The organism is Acinetobacter sp. YH12136 (assembly GCF_013418545.1).
In the GTDB taxonomy this organism is placed as follows: Bacteria; Pseudomonadota; Gammaproteobacteria; order Pseudomonadales; family Moraxellaceae; genus Acinetobacter; species Acinetobacter towneri.
Genome location: NZ_VPBV01000008.1, coordinates 38,882 through 59,370, shown reverse-complemented (window position 1 = coordinate 59,370; position 20,489 = coordinate 38,882). Strand labels below are relative to the sequence as shown.

The 20,489-nt window shown below is 43.8% G+C and carries 19 protein-coding genes; 6 read left to right on the top strand and 13 right to left on the bottom strand.

Annotated features, from left to right (window positions below; translation table 11 throughout):
* Window positions 1–9 precede the first annotated feature (9 nt).
* The 3 genes from FTU71_RS05475 to FTU71_RS05465 form a co-directional block, all read right to left on the bottom strand.
* The gene (locus tag FTU71_RS05475; protein ID WP_167845704.1) at window positions 10–1,443 is read right to left on the bottom strand and encodes a sigma-54 dependent transcriptional regulator; all 1,434 of its coding nucleotides are present in this window, start codon (window positions 1,441–1,443) and stop codon (window positions 10–12) included.
* Window positions 1,444–1,512: 69 nt separating this feature from the next.
* A complete protein-coding gene (locus FTU71_RS05470) occupies window positions 1,513–3,075 on the bottom strand; it encodes a PAS domain-containing sensor histidine kinase (protein ID WP_104852915.1) in 1,563 nt (520 codons plus the stop codon).
* Between the two features lie 40 nt (window positions 3,076–3,115).
* Entirely contained in the window at window positions 3,116–3,751 is a 636-nt protein-coding gene (locus FTU71_RS05465; protein ID WP_104852916.1) for a response regulator, read from the bottom strand.
* 215 nt (window positions 3,752–3,966) lie between these two features.
* Here FTU71_RS05465 and FTU71_RS05460 point away from each other — a divergent pair, with 215 nt between their 5' ends.
* On the top strand, window positions 3,967–5,058 hold the full coding sequence (locus tag FTU71_RS05460; RefSeq protein ID WP_131260992.1) for a serine hydrolase: 1,092 nt from the start codon (window positions 3,967–3,969) through the stop codon (window positions 5,056–5,058).
* Between the two features lie 120 nt (window positions 5,059–5,178).
* Here FTU71_RS05460 and thrC read toward each other — a convergent pair whose 3' ends face one another.
* The 4 genes from thrC to xerD all read right to left on the bottom strand — a co-directional run bounded on the left by thrC (window position 5,179) and on the right by xerD (window position 9,762).
* Window positions 5,179–6,318 (bottom strand): threonine synthase, encoded by a 1,140-nt coding sequence (gene thrC, locus FTU71_RS05455; protein ID WP_004975706.1) that lies wholly within the window; start codon window positions 6,316–6,318, stop codon window positions 5,179–5,181.
* A 57-nt stretch (window positions 6,319–6,375) separates the two neighbouring features.
* The gene (locus FTU71_RS05450; protein WP_180111608.1) at window positions 6,376–7,680 is read right to left on the bottom strand and encodes a homoserine dehydrogenase; all 1,305 of its coding nucleotides are present in this window, start codon (window positions 7,678–7,680) and stop codon (window positions 6,376–6,378) included.
* Between the two features lie 199 nt (window positions 7,681–7,879).
* Entirely contained in the window at window positions 7,880–8,695 is an 816-nt protein-coding gene (locus tag FTU71_RS05445) for a DsbC family protein (RefSeq protein WP_180111606.1), read from the bottom strand.
* Between the two features lie 149 nt (window positions 8,696–8,844).
* Window positions 8,845–9,762: a site-specific tyrosine recombinase XerD gene (xerD, locus tag FTU71_RS05440; RefSeq protein WP_004975712.1), complete on the bottom strand. Its 918-nt coding sequence runs from the start codon at window positions 9,760–9,762 to the stop codon at window positions 8,845–8,847.
* Between the two features lie 185 nt (window positions 9,763–9,947).
* On the opposite strand from xerD, the gene FTU71_RS05435 reads away from it, so the two are divergent.
* The 5 genes from FTU71_RS05435 to ftsW all read left to right on the top strand — a co-directional run bounded on the left by FTU71_RS05435 (window position 9,948) and on the right by ftsW (window position 15,076).
* Window positions 9,948–10,208 (top strand): FeoA family protein, encoded by a 261-nt coding sequence (locus tag FTU71_RS05435; protein WP_004975713.1) that lies wholly within the window; start codon window positions 9,948–9,950, stop codon window positions 10,206–10,208.
* Window positions 10,205–12,058, top strand: a complete 1,854-nt coding sequence (locus FTU71_RS05430; protein ID WP_180111604.1) for a ferrous iron transporter B — start codon at window positions 10,205–10,207, stop codon at window positions 12,056–12,058. Before FTU71_RS05435 ends, FTU71_RS05430 begins: the two co-directional genes overlap by 4 nt.
* A 32-nt stretch (window positions 12,059–12,090) precedes the next feature.
* Window positions 12,091–12,342, top strand: a complete 252-nt coding sequence (locus tag FTU71_RS05425; protein WP_004975717.1) for a DUF6587 family protein — start codon at window positions 12,091–12,093, stop codon at window positions 12,340–12,342.
* 171 nt (window positions 12,343–12,513) lie between these two features.
* Complete coding sequence (gene murD / locus FTU71_RS05420; protein WP_026438396.1) at window positions 12,514–13,860, top strand: UDP-N-acetylmuramoyl-L-alanine--D-glutamate ligase; 1,347 nt, start codon at window positions 12,514–12,516, stop codon at window positions 13,858–13,860.
* 19 nt (window positions 13,861–13,879) lie between these two features.
* Window positions 13,880–15,076, top strand: a complete 1,197-nt coding sequence (gene ftsW / locus FTU71_RS05415; protein ID WP_180111602.1) for a putative lipid II flippase FtsW — start codon at window positions 13,880–13,882, stop codon at window positions 15,074–15,076.
* A 2-nt stretch (window positions 15,077–15,078) separates the two neighbouring features.
* On the opposite strand, the gene FTU71_RS05410 is transcribed toward ftsW, so the two are convergent.
* The 6 genes from FTU71_RS05410 to thiC all read right to left on the bottom strand — a co-directional run bounded on the left by FTU71_RS05410 (window position 15,079) and on the right by thiC (window position 20,481).
* On the bottom strand, window positions 15,079–15,339 hold the full coding sequence (locus FTU71_RS05410; RefSeq protein ID WP_168418384.1) for a zinc-ribbon domain-containing protein: 261 nt from the start codon (window positions 15,337–15,339) through the stop codon (window positions 15,079–15,081).
* Window positions 15,340–15,395: 56 nt separating this feature from the next.
* A complete protein-coding gene (gene gluQRS / locus FTU71_RS05405) occupies window positions 15,396–16,328 on the bottom strand; it encodes a tRNA glutamyl-Q(34) synthetase GluQRS (protein ID WP_178865948.1) in 933 nt (310 codons plus the stop codon).
* A 2-nt stretch (window positions 16,329–16,330) separates the two neighbouring features.
* Entirely contained in the window at window positions 16,331–16,858 is a 528-nt protein-coding gene (dksA, locus tag FTU71_RS05400) for an RNA polymerase-binding protein DksA (RefSeq protein WP_004975725.1), read from the bottom strand.
* Between the two features lie 212 nt (window positions 16,859–17,070).
* Window positions 17,071–17,877, bottom strand: coding sequence for a 3',5'-cyclic-AMP phosphodiesterase (gene cpdA, locus FTU71_RS05395; protein WP_180111600.1), 807 nt, complete (start codon window positions 17,875–17,877; stop codon window positions 17,071–17,073).
* A gap of 10 nt (window positions 17,878–17,887) precedes the next feature.
* On the bottom strand, window positions 17,888–18,508 hold the full coding sequence (locus FTU71_RS05390) for an NUDIX domain-containing protein (protein ID WP_167845707.1): 621 nt from the start codon (window positions 18,506–18,508) through the stop codon (window positions 17,888–17,890).
* A 77-nt stretch (window positions 18,509–18,585) separates the two neighbouring features.
* Window positions 18,586–20,481 (bottom strand): phosphomethylpyrimidine synthase ThiC, encoded by a 1,896-nt coding sequence (gene thiC / locus FTU71_RS05385; protein ID WP_154321141.1) that lies wholly within the window; start codon window positions 20,479–20,481, stop codon window positions 18,586–18,588.
* Between the last annotated feature and the right edge of the window lie 8 nt (window positions 20,482–20,489).

Genomic DNA, 20,489 nt, shown 5'->3' with positions numbered 1-20,489 from the left:
GTTTAGCGTTTACTCATCTTCAGTATCTAATCCAAACTTTTTCAGACGATAGCGCAAAGAACGGAAAGACATGCCCAATTTTTTTGCTGCCAACGTACGGTTCCAGTGGGTCAGGTGCAGCGCATTCAGTAAAATGTCTTTTTCTACTTTTTCCAAGTAGGCTTCTAAACCTTCTTCAGGCAGTTTGCGTCCTGTCAGCAATACATCTGTCACGATCTGCTGTGGTGTTTCTGCTGTAGGTTGTGGTTCAGTGGTTGCTGTATTGCTCATACTGAATTGGCGCAAGGGTGCGGTTTGTAAGTGTTTGAGATCAATAACATCATCATCACTCAGGGTAATGGCACGTTCAATAATATTGCGTAACTCACGCACATTACCTGGATAGTACTGTTCTAATAAAAATTGCTGGGCACGAGGTGTCAGTTGTTTGGCAGGAATGTCCCATTCTTGTGCAACTTTTTGAATGAAGTGGTCTGCCAATAACAGAATATCTTGTCCACGTTCACGCAAGGCAGGCAAGACCAAATCCATCACGTGAATACGGAAGAATAAATCCTGACGGAAACGTCCTTGCTGAACCAAACTTTCTAAGTCCTGATGACTGGCGCTGATCACTCGAAAATCGACATCAATTTCACTATCTGAACCCACAGGACGGATGCGCTTTTCCTGAACGGCACGCAGCAGTTTGACTTGCATGCTCAGTGGCAGTTCGGCAATTTCATCTAAAAATAAGCTGCCACCATGTGCAGATTGAATCAGACCTTGTTTGTCTTGAGTCGCTCCTGTAAAGCTACCTTTTTTGTGTCCAAATAGCTCGCTTTCCATGAGTTCGGTGGGGATTGCACCACAGTTAATTGCAATAAATGGTCCTTCGTTGCGGTTACTTAAACGGTGAACCAAATTGGCGACAACTTCTTTCCCCGTACCTGATTCGCCTGTAATAAATACAGGCGCTTGCGAGCGCGCAATTTTTTTGATGGTGCTGCGCAATTGCTGAATAGGCAAAGATTGCCCAATCAACATTTTATATTCAAGCTGATCTTGGCTGTGATGATCGGTGGTGTCGAAAGGTTTATTCAGTGCTTTTTCAAGGAGTTGCTGTAAATGTATTTGATTGACAGGCTTGCTGACAAAGTCAAATGCACCTGCTTTTAAAGCAGCAATCGCAATATCCATATTACCGTAAGCGGTCAATACGGCAACAGGTACATTCGGATATTGTTCGGAAATCCATTCAACCAGTTGCAAGCCATTGCCATCGGGCAGGTTTAAGTCGGTTAAGCAAGCATCGTACTGATGTTCTGCCAATAATTGCTTGGCTTGTGCTAAACGATACGCGACATGGGTTTGAATCCCCATACGTGCCAAAGTCATCTGCATGAGGGTACAAAGGTCTTCTTCGTCATCGACCAATAAAACCAAAGGTTGAACAGCGTGCATATTTTCCCCAAAACCACACAAAATTAAATCAAAACCACAGCAACAAGATTGATCCAATATCAATCGCGTTTATTCAATGGCACGTAGACATTTCATCCTGAAACATGCGCCTTGTTCTTGTTCTACATAGCTCAGCTTGGCTTGATTCGCCTCGCAAAAACTATGCGATAGATACAATCCTAAACCAGTTCCATTGATTTCGGTACTGAAAAATGGCTGGAACAGATAGAGGAGATCTTGACTGGCGACACCTGCACCAAAATCCCGCACATCAATATAAATATAAGTTGTTTGCGGGTAGACCGTAATCTCAATGGGCTGCTGTGCAGCATTGTGTCGAATGGCGTTACGAATCAGGTTAATCAGCACTTGGCGAAACTGTGATTCATCAAACTGGATGCTCAGTGGTTCGGTCAGTGTAAGCTGAATTTGACTCGCTGCATCAGGTAAATCTTCCTGAATGAATTGTGGCAAAAATTGATTGAGCTGAATCGCGACAGGCGTGGTTTGTTTATTTTTGACCATACTCAGCGTGTCGTGAATAATCTTATCAATCCGTGTCGCTTGTTTGCTGATCATGTCCGACAGCAATTGTTGCTGTGCAGCATCACTGCCTGTAAATAAATTGTTGGCTTGTACAATGGCTGCCAACGGGTTGCGAATTTCGTGCGCAATACTGGCAGAGAGTTGTCCTAAGGCGGCTAATTTGAGTTGCTGGACTTGCTGATTGATTTTACGTCCATCCTGCAGCGCCAATAAAGTCAGCGTTTGATGTGGCACTTTGAGTTTTTGTACCTGAATATGCACATGAAAATGACTTAGTTGCGACTCGAATTGAAATTTTTCTCCATCTTGCAATTGATCAAATTTGAACAGATCAAATAAATCGGGCTGAATTTTATACAATGGATAGGTCGCGTGCGCATATTTAGGATGAATCCCCAACAGATGACAGGCTGCAGGGTTGCTGAGGACGACATAGCAATTTTCATCTAAAACCAAATAGCCCATTTCGGTTTGTTCTAAAATATAACGGTTGATATTTTGTAGGCGGTTTAATTCCAAAGATTGCGAAAAATTTAGATTTTCTAAAATTTGGAAACGCCGTACTGCAATACGTCCACTGCCATAAACCACCCAAAATAAAAATGCCAATAGCGCACTTTGACCAATATTATTTAGCGATGAAAAGTCCAGCAAACTCCCAACAAAGTGTTGGTAAATCACCATAATCATCGCGATGAGGGTAATGGCTAAGGCTTTACGATTTTGCAGCAAGAGTGATGCTGCAAAAATCGTGATCGCAAACAGCAGACTTAAATATAAATTAGGGCCATCGCTGGCAAAAGTCAGGCTACTGAGCGCGATAATATCGACTGCAAAAAACAGGGTCAGTTGTTGCGTGCTTTTAAAAGGAATATATTTATAGCTGATCAGTTGCAGGCAGCTAAAAATAAAATAGCAGACCAAGGTGTATAGATATAAACCCGGGTGCTGATATTGTGTGCCAAGCTGCTGAAAGGTGAGTAGGGTAATCAGCAGCAAACAAAAGGCAATCAGCAGTCGGTAAGTACCATACCACATGCCAAGATGATACTGATTTAACTCAGAATGTTGTTTTAAATCTGGCATATCGTAAAGGTCTTATTTGTGCATCAACAGCGTTGAAAATTTAGGGTTTAATCAGTCCATAACGAATGGCAAGGTGAGTCAGTTTGACATCACTATCAATATTTAATTTTTCAAAAATACGGTAACGATAGGTATTTACGGTTTTTACACTGACAAACAACTTATCGGCAATTTCCTGTGCGCTAATACAATTCACCACCATCATCGCCACTTGCATTTCACGTTCTGAAAGACTATCAAAAGGCGATTGTTGTGTGTCAGATAAGTATGAACTTGCCAGTTGTTCGGCAATGTCGGCACTGAAGTATTTACCGCCCTGCATGACTTTTTTAATGGCACGTACCATTTCACTGACAGGTGCGCCTTTGGTGATATAGCCTTTTGCACCTGCTTTCAGCAATAAAGAAGGGTAGGGTTCTTCTGCCAAACCACTCACCGCCAAGACCTTAGTGTCTGGTGCAGTTTGCAATAGACGACGTGTGGTTTCTACGCCTCCAATCCCAGGCATGTTCACATCTAACAACACCACATTGGGATGATGCTGACGCACTAAGGTAATCGCTTCTTCACCCGATTCAGCTTGTCCAATCACCTGCACATCGGTATGGTCTTCGAGCATACGGCAAATCCCAGTACGTACCAATTCATGATCGTCGACTACTAAAACTGTGATCACCTACACTCTCCCTTTGAAAAAATCATCTTTTTTGTTACATAAAGCAAAATTAGCTTGCAATGAAACGACAAAATTAGCAATGCTATTCTTAATCTAGAATGAAAAGTTCTGCACAATATGGTGTCAAAAACGATTCATTGTTGTATTTTTAAATGTAAGGCATATTTGAGGTAATACGCAAATGTATCTTACCTCCCTGAGTTGAGTAAGCAGTCGTGAAAAATTCTAAGAAGTCGTTCATGCATGTGCTGGTCGCATCTATGATGTTCAGCCTAAGTTCTGTCAGTTTTGCTGAACTTGTCATCAATCCTTCCTCTGGGAGCGACGGTCAGGCGACCTTAAGTTGGTCTTCGGAGCAAGCCGATCAATTCTTAAATGGTGATCTGGAAAGTACCAGTGCGAGCGCTCAGGCTGCGCCAGAGAGCTATGTTGCTGAACCTACTCCGCCAGGTTCAACGAAAATTACCACTACAGTGCGTAGTAGCAATGGTGTTGCACCTGCTTCCACTGCGCCTAAAACAGTCCGTATTTTAGATACCTCTGCTTATAGCAACCAACCATCAGTTAATGCACGTGCGGCTTTGGTGATGGATGCGCAAACAGGTGAAGTGCTGTATAGCAAAAATACCAATGTGGCATTACCTATTGCATCTGTGACCAAGGTGATGACTGCCGTGGTGACTTCTGATGCACGTTTGAATATGTCTGAACAAATCACTTTGCAATCGATTGATTTTGCAGGTGCAGCAGGTAAAAACTCAAGCTCAACTTTGCGTGTGGGCGACAAGTTAAACCGTGCCGAAGCGTTACTGTTTGCATTAATGAAATCTGAAAATCCTGCAGCAGCAGCGTTGGCACGTACTTATCCAGGTGGGAAAAATGCCTTTGTAGCCGCAATGAATGCTAAAGCGCGTGAATTGGGCATGCATTCTACCCGTTTTACCGAAGCAACAGGCTTAGACCCACGTAATGTATCTTCTGCGCGTGATTTGGGTATTTTGGTCAGTACCGCTTCGCAATATGGTTTGATTCGCCAATTCTCAACCACGCCAACCTATGACTTTAACTTGGGTTATCGTGTTTTAAAATCTAACAATACCAATGCACTGGTACGTAATGGTGGTTGGAATATTAATCTGTCTAAAACAGGCTATATCAATGAAGCAGGGCGTTGTGTGGTGATGCATACCACTTTGAATAACCGTCCTGCAGTGGTGGTGCTTTTGGGTGCAGATACTTCACAAGCACGTACCAATGATGCAACTCGCTTAATGAGTTGGGCAAGCCAGTTACCTAAACGTATTTAAGAGCACATTCAGCTTGGAGCGTTGAGTTATCAATCGTATGACTCAACTTCCGTTAAAGTTGCATGATTCCAAATACAAAAAAACCTGCTAATGCAGGTTTTTTTGATCACGATTCAAAACTTACATGTTTGAAAGGATAGAGTCTTTTACTTGTTGCATTGTAGCATCAATAGAGAGCATCACCGCATCTGCACATTGTTTCATTGCAGTGTCAGGATCTTTCAGACCGTTACCTGTTACGGTACATACAATCACAGAACCTTCTTTGATTTTACCTGCTTTGATGTCGCGCATTGCACCACCAATAGACGCAGCAGATGCAGGCTCAACAAATACGCCTTCATACATTGAAAGCATGCGTTGTGCTTCTAAGATTTCAGCATCAGTTAGCTCATCAAACCAACCTTCTGAATCGCGTACAACGGCTTTGGCATGGTTCCAGCTTTGTGGGTTACCAATACGAATTGCAGTTGCAACAGTTTCAGGGTTTTCTACAGGCGCACCACGTAAGAATGGCGCAGCGCCAGACGCTTGATAACCCACCATGATTGGGCGGCCTTCAGGGTTTGGACCTGTGAATTTGTCCGTTGCTGCGTCATAGACCACTTGCTCGAATTGATCGGCAGATTGGTTGGCAACCGCTTCGGTATAACCCATCCAGTGTGCAGTAATGTTGCCTGCGTTACCTACAGGTAAGCAGTGGTAATCTGGGGCACGACCTAACTCATCTACAATTTCATACGCAATGGTCTTTTGACCTTGTAGGCGGTAAGGGTTGATCGAGTTCACAATGGTCACAGGTGCTTGGTCAGCAACTTCTTTAACTAGACGCATACCATCGTCAAAGTTACCGCGGATTTGCATGGTGATGGCACCGTACATCATCGCTTGTGCCATTTTACCCATGGCAATTTTGCCTTCAGGAATTAAAACGAATGCTTTGATGCCTGCACGTGCAGCATAGGCAGCAGCAGCAGCAGAAGTATTACCTGTAGATGCACAGATAATGGCTTTTGAACCTTCTTCAACTGCTTTAGTAACTGCCATGGTCATACCACGGTCTTTAAATGAACCTGTCGGGTTTAAGCCTTCATACTTCACATAAATTTCAACATCTTTACCAATAATGCGTGGAATATTCTCAAGCTTAATCAGTGGCGTGTTTCCTTCGCCTAGAGAGATTGCACGTGTGGTTGCAGACACTGGTAAACGGTCACGATAACGGTCAACTAAACCAGTATAACGATTGGCATTCGACATGATGATGTTCCAATTGTGTGTAGAGCTTGGCAAGGGGAAATACTCCCCTTCACCCGATTAATTATCAAGCGATTCTAAACGAATTCGTACAATTTCGCCATGAATGGTTGGCAAAGCTTGAATTTGTTGTAACGCTTCATCCATTTTTGATTCTTGAACTGGGTCAGTCAGAATCACGATAGGAATAAGGTCTTTTAAGCGTGATTGTTGCATGATGGCATCAATACTGATGCCTGCACGGCTTAAGATGGTGGTTACATCGGCAAGAACACCAGTTTGGTCTTCAGCATTAATACGGATGTAGTAGCCAGTGGTCATTTCTTCACGGCTTAGAATTGGCAAGTCGGTTAATGCTTCAAATGCCAATTGTGGAATCGTACCTGCACCATCTTCGGTATATGAAATATCACGGACAATATCAACGACATCTGCAACTACTGCAGAGGCTGTTGGGCCTGCACCTGCACCTGCGCCATAATAGAGCGTTGGACCAACCGCATTGGCTTGTACCAAGACCGCGTTTTTCACGCCATTAACATTGGCAATCAATTCTTCTTCAGGAATTAAAGTTGGGTGAACACGCAATTCAATACCTTTATCGGTACGACGGGCAATCCCCAAGTGTTTGATGCGGAAACCGAGTTCTTCGGCATATTTCACATCTTGTGCGGTCACTTTGCCAATACCTTCGGTAAAGACTTTGTCAAACTGTAGTGGAATACCAAATGCACATGAAGCCAAAATAGTCAGTTTGTGTGCAGCATCAATACCTTCGACGTCAAAAGTCGGATCGGCTTCGGCATAGCCTAATTCTTGTGCTTCTTTCAGTACGTCTTCAAATGCACGACCTTTTTCACGCATTTCACTTAAAATGAAGTTGCCTGTACCGTTGATGATGCCTGCCAACCATTCAATTTTGTTGGCAGCCAAACCTTCACGGATGACTTTAATAATTGGAATACCACCTGCAACCGCAGCTTCATAGGCAATTTGTACGGCATTGTCTTCAGCTGCTTTAAATAGCTCATTGCCGTGTTCTGCAAGTAGGGCTTTGTTGGCTGTCACTACTTGTTTGCCGTGCTTCATGGCTTCCATGATCACGTCATAAGCAGGGTGAATACCGCCCATCACTTCAACCACCACGTCTACATCGGGTTGACGGACAATGTCCATCAAGTCGGAGCTTTGCTTGACCGATTCAGGCAAGTTTAGGTCAGGACGCGGACGACGTGTTCCCACATAAGTGATTTCAATTTCACGACCGGTGCGACGTCTAATCTCAGCAGCATTTTCTTTTAATAGTTTAAGGGCACCACCACCCACAGTACCAAGACCGAGGATTGCCAGACGAACTGGTTTCACGTCACACTCCATATTTTAATAACTTTAAGCAAGCCTAGATCATAGCTAAAAAAACGCGCTGACTCTAGGGCAGATCTCACTTATCTTCACAGTATAAAAAAAAGTAAAATAACGCATAAAAAATCGTTATTTATATTGGCTTCATAGATGCTACGTCTTGGTGTATTGGGATGATGCAGCATCCACAGATCCGCTATTTTTATTTGTCTAAGCGCTTGATCAATTCAGCGGTAGACAGATAGCCGCCTAAATATACGCCTTCGGCATTATAAATCGCAGGTGTGCCATTGACGCCCATATTTAAGCCCAATTGATACTGAGCACGAACAGGGTTTTTACAGTTGGCAGGTGCAATTTGTGCGCCATTCATGACCTGATTAAAGGCAGCGTGACGATCTTCGCTACACCAAATTGCTTCCATAGCAGGCATGTGCTGTTCACCACGCGGCCAAGCAATGTAACGGACTTCAATGCCTTTACCATTCATTTCATCCATTTGTTCATGTAGACGATGGCAATATGGACAGCTGACATCGGTAAATACATAAATGACGTGTTTGGTTTTGCCTTTGGCAGGGAATACCAATAAATCTTCCTGTTTTAATTCAGCAAAAATTTTCTTGTTCACGCCTGCTTGCAGGTTTTCACTGACGTTATGCAGTTCTTTGTCACCTAAACGGATCACATCGCCCTGAATAATGTATTTGCCATCACTGGTGGCATAGACCGATGACATGCCTTCAAGACTCACCCAAAATAAATTTGGGACTTCCGTGGCTTTAATGTCGGTAATTTTGGCGTTGATACCTGAAGTTTTAAAATGTTGCTGCAAGGTTGTACTTAAACGCTGTTGTGCATTGCGTTCAATTAGGGTTGATGCTTCACCCGTTGCAGGCGCACTGGCGGTGAGTGTGGTTTGCTTTTTATCTTCATTGTTTGCATTTGAACATGCGGTGATTGCAAAAGCACTTGCCAGTGAACAGGCAATCAAAAGTGTCGAGCGGGTAAATGTCATAAACAACCCTTTCTTGTTGGCATAAAAAATAGAGCGTTAGCATAACAAAAAATATTCGTGATCGTTAGGGGTTGTTGCCATTTCATAAATGGCTTACGTTCATAGATGAAGTGTCAACAGACCCTATGCTTCTACGTCGTTTTTGTTTTTTAAGCCCGTGGATGATGCTGGGCATGCAATTGCTGCATACGGATTTGTGCGACGTGGGTGTAGATTTGTGTGGTGGATAAATCACTGTGCCCGAGCAGCATTTGTACCACGCGTAAATCTGCCCCATGATTGAGTAAGTGTGTGGCAAAGGCATGTCTTAACGTGTGTGGCGATAACTCGGCTTGAATGCCTGCTTGCAGGGCATAGCGTTTAATGGCATACCAAAAATTTTGTCGGCTCATAATGCCGCCATGCACCGTTAAAAATAGATAATCGGTAGCACTTTTATACAGTTGCGGACGCGACTCGGTTAAATATTTTTCTATCCATTCACAAGCGACTTGTCCCATAGGCACCAAACGCTCTTTATTGCCTTTACCTACAATTCGTAAATAGCCTTGTTTTAGGTTGATTAATTCTAAACGTAAATTCAGCAATTCCGTCACTCGTAAACCGCAAGCATATAAGACTTCAAGCATGGCGCGATCTCGTAATCCGAGTGCAGTGTTGATGTCAGGAGCGTGAATTAAGGCTTCAACATCGGCTTCAGATAAATCTTTGGGTAAGGCACGACCTAATTTTGGGGTTTTATGCGCAGCAACAGGGTTGTCAGAGCGCAGTTTGTGCTCTCTTAAAAATTTATAAAAAGAACGCAGTGCAGACAGGCAGCGTGCAATAGAGCGGGGGCTTTTTTGTTGTTTGGTGAGTTCGATGAGTACATCTGAAATATCGTCATGATTCCATTCAGGCATGGGTTTGCTGACATAGTCACTGCATTGAATTAAATCGGACAGATAGGCATTGCGGGTATGCGGGCTGACACTTTGCGCGATTAAATCGTTGCGATAGCCTTCCAAAAAGCTCAAAGCTTCTGGAATTTGTATTGCAGCAGGAATACGAGGTTTTTTGTTCAGCATAGGAATCACAGACGAAATCACAAAATTAATTGAGAAATTCGATAATAAGCAGCGTTATTTTCTACTCTAATCCAATTCAGCAAGGCTGTCGATGTGATATAAAGCATTTAAATGTAAGTCGACCTTATTTGTTAATTGTTCTCATTTGCATGTTATAATATGCAAAATGGTATAGGAATTTCACGGTGCGTTTGTCAGAACTTAAAGCAAAACAAACAGCCATCATCCGTCAGGTATTACGTACCGCCGATGGTGGAACATCCCTTAGTGACTTGGTGGCAAACCGCTTAGAAACACTGGGTTTTGTGCCGGGTACGCAGGTGCAGGTGATTACCAAAGGTATTTTTGGTGGTGATCCAATCCTGATTCAAGTGGGATTTACCCGTTTTGCTTTGCGCAAAGTAGAAGCTGAACGCATTGAAATTGAACAAGGGGTGTCCGCATGAGCGATGCCTTACGTATCGCACTTGTAGGGAATCCAAACTGCGGTAAAACATCTTTATTTAACCATTTGACAGGGACACGTCAAAAAGTTGGCAACTACGCAGGCGTGACCGTAGAGCGCAAAGTGGGTCAGTTCAACTTGCCTTCGGGGCAGGCGGTACGTGTACTGGATTTACCAGGTACATACAGCCTAGAAGCCACCAGCCCAGATGAAGCCATTACCCGTGATGTAGTACAGGGCAAAATTGCTGAAGAAGGTCAGCAAGATGCATTTTTGTGTGTGGTCGATGCGACTAACCTGAAACTGCATTTAGGTTTGGTGCTGGAAATGATTGAGTTGGGACGTCCAATTTTATTGGTGCTCAATATGATGGATGAAGCGCGTCGTCGTGGCATGCAAATCAACACACAAAAATTGTCTGAGCGTTTGGGTGTACCTGTGGTGGAAACCGTGGCAGTGCGTGATTCAGGTATTCAAAACTTAATGCATGCCTTAGATCAGGGCAAATTTGCTGTTCCGCAGACAGAATTGACAGGCTTAACAGGCAGTCAGCATCAACGGATTCAAACCATTTTGCATGATGTGGTGCACTTTGTGGATCAAGAAGACAAACGCTCCGACTTCCTCGATAAAATCTTTTTACATCCTGTATTCGGCTTAGTCAGCCTTGCGGTGATGATGTTTGTTGTCTTCCAAGCGGTATTTGCTTGGGCTGCACCGTTTATGGATGGCATCGAAAGTTTATTTGGCTGGCTAGGCGAAGTGATTGGCGAAAACATTAGCCATCCCTTGCTAAACAGCTTGATTGTGGATGGCATTATTGCGGGCGCAGGCGGTGTGGTAGTGTTCTTGCCACAAATTCTAATTTTGTTCCTGTTTATTCTGATTTTAGAAGAATCGGGCTATTTGCCCCGCGCTGCATTCCTACTAGATAAGCTGATGTTTAGTGCAGGCTTGAGTGGTCGTGCCTTTATTCCTTTGTTGTCCAGTTTTGCCTGTGCAGTTCCAGGGATTATGGCAACCCGCAGCATTGCTGATCCACGTGATCGTTTAACCACGATCATGGTTGCGCCATTGATGACTTGTTCCGCACGTTTGCCAGTATATGCCTTATTGATTGCGGCGTTCATTCCAAATCAAACCGTTTGGGGCATGTTTAATTTACAAGGTTTGGTGTTATTCGGTCTTTATATGGCGGGTATTTTAAGTGCCTTGGGCGTATCGTTTGTGCTCAAATTTTTACAAAAAGACAAATCTGAACACGTGTTGTTAATGGAATTGCCAAGCTACCGTTTTCCAGACCTAAAAAGTGTATGGATTGGTTTACTGGATCGCGCCAAAATTTTCTTAAAGCGTGTCGGTGGCATTATTTTTGCGCTGTCTATTTTGCTATGGTTTTTGTGTACCTTCCCACAACCGCCAGAAGGCGCGACCATGCCTGCGATTGATTACAGCTTTGCAGGGATGTTGGGGCATGTGTTACAGCCAATTTTTGCACCCATTGGTTTTAACTGGCAGATTGTAATTGCTTTGATTCCTGCCATGGCAGCACGTGAAGTAGTCGTGGCAGCATTGGGTACAGTCTACGCCTTGTCTGCAGTTGATGAAGATGCCATGTCCGAAGGTTTGGCCGCTTTAATTAGTGGTGGTGAACTGGGCTGGTCATTGGCAACGGGTTTATCGTTATTGGTGTGGTTTATTTATGCACCGCATTGTTTGGCAACTTTAGCAACGGTAAAACGCGAAACAGGATCATGGCGTACGGTCAGTATTATGACCTGCTATCTATTTGGTTTGGCTTATTTCATGTCATTCCTGACTTATCAAACGGCATCGTATTTGTTGGGTTAAGGCACATGCCTGACCTACAGGAGTAGATGAACATGGTTGAAATTTTAATTGTTGCTGCATTGGTACTGTGGAGTGCTGTAGTAGTCTTTAAAAAAGTCTTTCCCAAGACTTCTGGCGCAGTTTTTCTAAAACTCTCCAATTTCTGTACTGAAAAAGGCTGGCATGGCTTGGCCAAATGGCTAAAACCTGCAGCCGCGGCAGGCTGTGGCGGCAGTTGTGGTTGTGATTCTCAAGATCAACCCGCAGAAAAGAAAGTTGAAGTTCAAGCGGTGAAGTGGAAATAGGCTTGTTTATTCACTTTAGCAATATTCTTTTTAAAAACCGTCTGCAATATGACGGTTTTTTTACGCACTGACACAAAAAAACTGCAGGAACTGCAAACAGAAAAAGCATTCAAAACAGCAAAGTGCTACTATTTTGTCTGTTTCAAAATTAGCGCACAAAATGGGGCAAAAATGTTAATACAACGTGGTGGATTAAAAGTCGTTGCAGGACTTGGTATTTCTGGTGTTGCAGCCGTTAATTTTTTACATCATCAGGGTTACCGCGTTGCTGTGACAGATTCTCGCCCCACACCTCCAGGGCATGACCAAATTCCTGCCGAAGTAGAAACCCGTTTTGGTCAGTTTGATCAGGATTTATTGTTGTCTGCGGAAGAAATTGTGATTAGCCCAGGGCTAGATCCAAAACTCCCTGAAATTCAGGCTGCGATGGCGCAGGGCATTCCTGTGGTGAGTGAAATTCAGATTTTACGTCGTGCGACCGACAAACCTATTGTGGCAATTACAGGGTCTAATGCGAAAAGTACCGTTACCACACTGATTGGTTTAATGGCAGAGCAGGCAGGTAAAAAAGTCGCGGTAGGTGGAAATTTGGGACGCCCTGCGCTGGATTTGATTAAAGATGATCCTGAACTGTATATTTTAGAACTCTCCAGTTTTCAGCTAGAAACCACCTCGAATTTAAATGCAGAAGTGGCGGTAGTGCTGAACATGAGTGAAGACCATTTAGACCGTCATGGCGATATGCTCGGTTATCACACCGCCAAACATCGTATTTTTCAGGGTGTGAAAAAAGTGGTGTTTAACCGTGATGATGCTTTAAGTCGTCCGTTAGTGCCAGATCAAACCCCTATGCAAAGTTTTGGCTTAAATGCGCCTGACCTAAACCAATACGGCTTATTAAAAGATGATGATGGCAGCATGTGGTTGGCACGTGGGCGTGAGCGTTTATTAAAAAGCACCGAGATGTATATTCAAGGCACACACAATATTGCTAATGCATTAGCGTGTTTGGCATTGGGTGAAGCCATTGGTTTATCTATGCACAGCATGCTGGAAACGCTGAAAACCTTTAAAGGTTTGGAGCATCGTTGTGAATTCGTCAAAGAATTACATGGGGTGCGTTATTATAATGACTCCAAAGGAACCAACATCGGTGCAACTTTGGCAGCTTTAGATGGCTTGGGTGCAGCAATTCAGGCACAAGGCGGTAAGGTTGCGATTATTTTAGGTGGGCAAGGCAAAGGGCAGGACTTCACTGCGCTACGCCAATCATTGCAACAATATGCCAAACTGGCAGTGTTGATTGGTGAGGATGCTACGAAAATTGAAACAGCAGTTGCGGGAACAACCCAACTCTTAACTGCAGATACCTTGCAACAAGCAGTTGAAATCTGCCAACAACATACACAAGCGCATGATGTGGTGTTATTGTCACCTGCATGTGCAAGTTTTGATATGTTCTCGGGCTATCCAGAACGTGGTCACAAGTTCGTTGCTTATGTCAACGCACTGGTATAACAACAATAAGGTGTGAGATATGGCTGGCTTTGCTCAGACAACAATCAATAAACTCAATCAGGTCTATGAGCGCTGGTTACCCAAACTGCCAGCGGAAGTGAATGTACGCAATGTACTGATTTTTAGCGTACTGGCGCTGTTATGTATTGGTTCAATCATGGTGGCATCGGCTTCGATGCCTTATGCCGAGCGCATGCATGAAAATGCTTTTCACTATGTTTTCCGCCATGGTATTTCGATTGTGGTGGCCTTGGTTGCTGCTTTTGTTGTGTATAAAGTGCCGCTGAATACATGGTTTAACAATACCTTTTTTCTGTGGATTGTCACCATTGCCTTATTGATTGCAGTTTTGGTTGTTGGTACTGAGGTTAATGGCTCTAAACGCTGGATTCGGGTTGCAGGATTTACCTTACAAGCCTCTGAAGTCGCCAAAGTCATGATGGCCATATTTACTGCAGATTATGTGGTGCGACGTGCTGAAGAAGTGCGTAACAATATTAAAGGCTTGGTACGTCTTGCGGTGATTATGGCCGTGACCGTTGGTTTGGTGATTGCAGAGCCAGATTTAGGGGCTACTGTGGTGATTGCCTTGACCATGCTGGGCGTCTTCTTTTTGGCAGGTGCACCGTTAATTCAGTTCGGGATTGCCTTCGGGGCAATTATTGCCGCCTTTGTGTTTTTAGTGGTGTTCGAGCCGTATCGCTTTGAACGCTTAATGTCGTTCTCAAACCCGTGGAATGACCCTTTGGGTGTTGGCTATCAGTTATCTAACGCTTTAATGGCATTTGGTCGTGGTGAGTGGGTTGGTGTAGGTTTAGGGCACAGTATTCAGAAAATGTCCTATTTACCAGAAGCGCACACAGACTTTATGTTGGCTGTGTTGGGTGAAGAGTTCGGCTTTTTGGGTATTTTTGTGGTGATCAGCCTGTCTTTTGCGATGCTGGTTTCTTGTATTAAAATTGGTCATCGTGCCCTAAAAAACCAATATTTACGTGCAGGCTATTTGGCGTATGGAATCAGCATCATCTTCTTGTTGCAGATTATGGTGAATGCGGGCATGAATATGGGCATGTTGCCAACCAAAGGTCTGACGCTACCATTCATTAGTTATGGTGGTTCATCTTTGATTATGTGCGCAGTCATGGTGAGTCTAATTCTGAAAATTGAAGCCTCGACCCATGAAACCAATCCAAGCCGTGAAGAATCTAGTTTCTAGTCTTAAGCTTCTAGATTCATCTCTTTAGCAGAATTCGGCTGAGCATGGTTTAGCACCATGCTTGGCATTTCAGTTCCACAATGTAAACACTTCACCGTAGCATTCTGCTGTTTCGACACAGGAAAAAGTGGAATAAAAAATAAAGAAAAATATTGCCGCCGTTGTCTTAATTCATATCTGCTGTGGGTACGACAAACAGGACAAGTAAACTGATTGCTTTCCACGACTTTGGTTTTCGGCCCTACACCAAAAATAAAAAACATAGATGCTTCTGCCTAAATCTGCGAATGTGACTTTGAGCATAAACGAATCTGGAATTTTATAAGTAGCAACCGTGTAACGTAGTACCTACAGGAATACGAGATACATCCCATTGTTGAATGCCTTGCTGCAACATACGTGCTGGCGTGTCGAGGACAATAGGGGGCTGATTTAGCGCAGTAAACGCAGCCTGTAGCAATTGTGGGGCTTGGGTTGAGTCTAAAGCCTGAGCAAGGTTTTGTTTAGACAGTTTCTGTCCTTGCGCATTCATGGCCAAAGGCAAGTGCATATAATTAAGGCGTGGGTAGCCTAACAATTGCCCCAAATAAATTTGTCGTGCAGTGTTGTCCAGCAAATCTGCCCCACGAACTACATGCGTGATGCCTTGCAAATAGTCATCCACCACTACCGCCAATTGATAGTTGATAATGCCATCGCGCCGTTTCAATACAAAATCTCCCAAGTCCTGCGCTAGGTTGGAACATTGTTGACCTTGTAAACGGTCTTGAAAGCAGATGTCCTGATCGTTCACTTTGACGCGAATGGCTTGTTCTACAAAATCTAGCCCTAGATTGCGGCAGGTCCCTGCATAAATATGATTAGAGCCAAGCATTTTGCGGGTGCATTGACAGGCATAGACTAAATTTTGTTGCTGTAACTGTTGCAATACGGCTTCATAAAGCTCAAGATGATCTTTCTGGAAAATAATTTCAGCATCAGGTTCAAATTGAAAAGCATCTATGCAGCGCAAGATATGGCTTTCACTACCTGGGTAGATGCGAGGAATATCGGTATCTTCAATGCGGACGAGCCATTTGCCGTGCTGAGCTTTGGCATCACAATAACTGGCTACTGCGGTAATGAGTGAGCCAAAATGCAAAGGGCCGGTTGGCGATGGCGCAAACCGACCTGTGTAGCGAGTGAGCGAAACATCGTTTCGCTGCTGCTCAAGCTCCGAACTGTGTTCGGCTAGGAAATTCTCAACAGTCACGATTAACCGTTGTTTTGCTTCTCTTTGATCTCTGCCAAAGTTTTGCAATCAATACATAACGTTGCAGTTGGACGCGCTTCTAAACGACGTAAACCGATTTCGATACCGCAAGTTTCACAGAAACCATAGTCATCGTTTTTAATCGCTTCAATAGATTGTTCAATTTTACGAATCAATTTACGTTCGCGGTCACGAGTACGCAACTCAATTGCAAACTCTTCTTCTTGAGTCGCACGGTCGTTGACATCTGGCAAGGCTGTATTTTCGTCTTGCATAGTGTTTAAAGTGCGGTCAACTTCTGACATTAACTCTTCTTTCCACGCCATGAGAATTTGACGGAAATGCTCGAGTTGTCCTTCAGACATGTATTCTTCATTTTTTTTAGGCTGATAAGGTGCAATACCAAATAAGCTAGCTGTAGAACCGCCCTCTAAAGCCTTTGGCTTTGCCTTACGCACGCGTTTTGTAGCTTTTTCTTCTACAAGATCTGTTTGTTCGTCCAAGACTTGATTTTGGTTGTCATTCGCCATGTAGGGCATTCCTCATCATATGCGTACGATTGGTACGCGAAAAATATGGTGATATGCAAGTGTTTTTATCCACTCCCAAAGAACAATATTCGATCTTCGGGGGACGTCATCATATAGACTTTTTTTGATTATGGATAGTCTTTGATGTTTGGATGTGTTATCGCATTTTTCGTTGAAGGCATAAAGTAAAGCAAAAGAAATAAAATGAAAAGTTAATAACCTGAAATTTCAAAATTTATTTGTTGCACGATATGCTCAACCCGATGCACCTGAGTGCTAAAACTGCCATCTGCATTCAAATGTAACACACGGTAACCCGGGGCTTCTGTACCTAAAGCAAAGTGTTGGCTGTGTGGTTTGAACTGCACGCAGGTCGATGGGGTTGAGTAAAACTGAATCCCTTGCCATTCATTGAGTGAGTCCTGATGCACATGACCACACAGCACCAGTTTGACGTGACTGTGCCGCGCCAATACATCAATTAATTCTTCAGTATTTTTTAACTTGTGCTGATCAATCCAGTGTGAATGCATATCAAAAGGATGATGATGACAGGCAATGATCACATGCTGATGCGCATGTTGCTGTAAAAGCTGATCTAACTGCTGTAATTGTGCTGCGTCCATCCAGCCATCAATCCGACCTTTAACCGCAGTATTCAGTAAAATGACACTCCAATTGCCCAACTCAATTGCATGAACTTGATTGGACTGTAAATGGAATGGAAAAACCGCGGCATCATCATGATTGCCCGGAATCTGGAAATGCGGCGTATTCAAAGTCTGCATAAACTGCAAATAACGCTGATAGGTTTCAGCAACAGGGATTTGTGCTAAATCGCCTGTATGGAAAATAGCATCGAGCTGCGGATATTGTTGTGTAATATCCTGCATGACCGCATGAAAACTGTGTTCAGGATTCATGTGTACAAACTCTAAATCATCCTGATCCATGAGATGTGTATCTGAAATTTGTACAATGGTCCAGCGTTGCTGATGATTGTTTGAGAATAAAGTCATGCCTGACCCCTTAGACATCCTTCACGGTTTTAATTTGTTGTTGTAACCATTGCAATGCCATAATGACAGGTGCGTTCTTTAGCCGACCATTGGTCAGTAAGTCAGGAATGTCCTGATAATCAATAATATGTAGTTGGATGTTTTCTCCCTCATCTGGCATTCCAAAAACGCCACCTTCCTGTGGTAGCGTGGTATTCGCACTATATAAGTGGAACAGCTCTGCGCATGCACCTGCAGATGGATAAAAACTGAATAAATGTTGTAATTCTTTTAATTCACAGCCCGATTCTTCCAAAGCTTCACGACGAATGCAGCTTTCAGGTGATTCATTACCATCTAACACGCCTGCAATCACTTCGAGTTGCCAAGGCGAGTCGCAATCATCAATTGCACCAATACGGAATTGTTCAATCAGGGCAAATTTTTGTTGTGCTGCATCATAAATGAGTACCCCAGCCGCTTCAGGGCGTTGAATGAGTTCACGCTGAAGGACTGGGGTATAGGTGGTTTGATTAAACAAGCGATGGCTCAGGCTGACTTTCTCAACCTGAATAAACCCGCGATACAGGTATTCACGCTGGTGAATCTGTGCATCGTGTTGACCATAAGTTGCTTGTTGAATAATCTTCATAAACTCTCATCAGGATGAGCAAAGCATAATTTCATCCTAACTGAGATTTGATTGAATACAAACGCTTTTTAAACAATTTATAGCTTATGGTACAATTTTTGACCATGTTCCTGATAAGCGGTTTTCATGGCTTTGAGACCTGATTCTACCTCTGCATCTGCTTGCTCTGTCTTGTTCGCAGCATTTTGATTTTGTGCATAATCTCTCACATTTTGGGTGATTTTCATGGAGCAGAACTTCGGTCCACACATTGAACAGAAGTGTGCAGACTTATGCGCTTCTTTTGGCATGGTTTCATCATGCATGCTGCGAGCGGTATCTGGATCAAGGCTCAGGTTGAACTGATCTTCCCAGCGGAATTCAAAACGTGCTTTAGACAGCGCATTGTCACGGGCTTGTGCACCTGGGTGACCTTTGGCAAGGTCGGCCGCGTGGGCTGCAATCTTATAGGTGATGATACCATCTTTGACGTCTTTTTTGTTTGGTAAGCCTAAGTGTTCTTTAGGTGTCACATAGCACAGCATTGCTGTACCGTACCAGCCAATCATCGCTGCACCAATGGCAGAGGTTATGTGGTCGTAGCCTGGGGCAATATCAGTAGTTAATGGGCCAAGTGTATAGAATGGTGCTTCTTTACAGACTTCAAGTTGCAAGTCCATATTTTCTTTGACCATGTGCATTGGCACGTGTCCTGGGCCTTCAATCATCACTTGCACATCATGTTCCCAAGCACGGTGGGTCAATTCGCCCAAAGTACGCAGCTCACTAAACTGTGCTTCATCATTGGCATCTTGAATACAACCTGGACGTAAACCATCACCCAAGCTGAACGATACGTCATAAGCCTTCATGATTTCACAGATTTCATCAAAATGTGTGTACAGGAAGTTTTCTTCGTGGTGTGCCAAACACCACTGTGCCATGATTGAACCACCACGTGACACAATGCCTGTTAAGCGGTTAGCCGTGAGGGGTACATAACGCAACAACACCCCTGCGTGAATGGTGAAGTAATCCACCCCTTGCTCTGCCTGTTCAATCAGGGTGTCTTTAAAAATTTCCCAAGTGAGGTCTTCGGCAATGCCGTTTACTTTTTCTAGTGCCTGATAAATAGGTACAGTACCAATTGGCACAGGCGAGTTGCGGATAATCCATTCACGGGTTTCATGGATGTTTTTACCTGTCGATAAATCCATGATGGTATCTGCACCCCAACGGGTCGCCCAAGTCATTTTTGCGACTTCTTCATCAATACTTGAACCCAGTGCCGAGTTACCAATATTGGCATTGATTTTGACCAAGAAGTTGCGACCAATAATCATCGGCTCACATTCTGGGTGGTTAATGTTGGCAGGGATAATTGCACGGCCTTCAGCTACTTCCTGACGTACAAATTCAGGTGTGATTTCAGTCAGATTTTTAGCTCCAAAGTTTTGCCCCGAATGCTGACGCATATCGACACCTTCGCGTTGGCGTTGGTTTTCACGAATGGCGATATATTCCATTTCAGGGGTGATGATGCCTTGTTTGGCATAGTGCATTTGGGTGACGTTTTTACCAACTTTGGCACGACGTGGCTTTTGAATATGGGCAAAACGAATCTCTGCAGTGCGAATATCGCGTAAACGCTCTTGACCAAATGCCGAGCTGAGGGTTTCTAGTTTTTCGGTGTCTTGGCGCTCTTCAATCCAACTGTCGCGGATGTTCGGCAAGCCTTTATTCAGATCAATTTCTACATTTGGATCGGTATACACACCAGAAGTGTCATACACCATGAGCGGCGGATTGTGCTCACCGCCTAAGCCTGTTGGGGTGTCGGTCAGTTCGATTTCACGCATTGGCACCTGAATGTCTGGGCGTGAGCCTTGAATATAGACTTTTTTCGATGCTGGCAAAATGCGGGTTAAATCTTTGGCATCTTGCTCGTGTTGAGCAGAAATGTCAGCAGGGGATAGATTCGTTAATTGGTTCATTGCAATGA

Coding starts and splice junctions, on each gene's coding strand:
- FTU71_RS05475 (WP_167845704.1), bottom strand. CDS start 1,443: ATGCACGCTGTTCAACCTTTGGTTTTATTGGTCGATGACGAAGAAGAC.
- thrC (WP_004975706.1), bottom strand. CDS start 6,318: ATGTCGAATGCCAATCGTTATACTGGTTTAGTTGACCGTTATCGTGAC.
- FTU71_RS05445 (WP_180111606.1), bottom strand. CDS start 8,695: ATGACATTTACCCGCTCGACACTTTTGATTGCCTGTTCACTGGCAAGT.
- FTU71_RS05425 (WP_004975717.1), top strand. CDS start 12,091: ATGGTTGAAATTTTAATTGTTGCTGCATTGGTACTGTGGAGTGCTGTA.
- cpdA (WP_180111600.1), bottom strand. CDS start 17,877: ATGACTTTATTCTCAAACAATCATCAGCAACGCTGGACCATTGTACAA.
- murD (WP_026438396.1), top strand. CDS start 12,514: ATGTTAATACAACGTGGTGGATTAAAAGTCGTTGCAGGACTTGGTATT.
- FTU71_RS05430 (WP_180111604.1), top strand. CDS start 10,205: ATGAGCGATGCCTTACGTATCGCACTTGTAGGGAATCCAAACTGCGGT.
- ftsW (WP_180111602.1), top strand. CDS start 13,880: ATGGCTGGCTTTGCTCAGACAACAATCAATAAACTCAATCAGGTCTAT.
- xerD (WP_004975712.1), bottom strand. CDS start 9,762: ATGCTGAACAAAAAACCTCGTATTCCTGCTGCAATACAAATTCCAGAA.
- FTU71_RS05470 (WP_104852915.1), bottom strand. CDS start 3,075: ATGCCAGATTTAAAACAACATTCTGAGTTAAATCAGTATCATCTTGGC.
- FTU71_RS05410 (WP_168418384.1), bottom strand. CDS start 15,339: ATGTTTTTTATTTTTGGTGTAGGGCCGAAAACCAAAGTCGTGGAAAGC.
- dksA (WP_004975725.1), bottom strand. CDS start 16,858: ATGGCGAATGACAACCAAAATCAAGTCTTGGACGAACAAACAGATCTT.
- FTU71_RS05390 (WP_167845707.1), bottom strand. CDS start 18,508: ATGAAGATTATTCAACAAGCAACTTATGGTCAACACGATGCACAGATT.
- thiC (WP_154321141.1), bottom strand. CDS start 20,481: ATGAACCAATTAACGAATCTATCCCCTGCTGACATTTCTGCTCAACAC.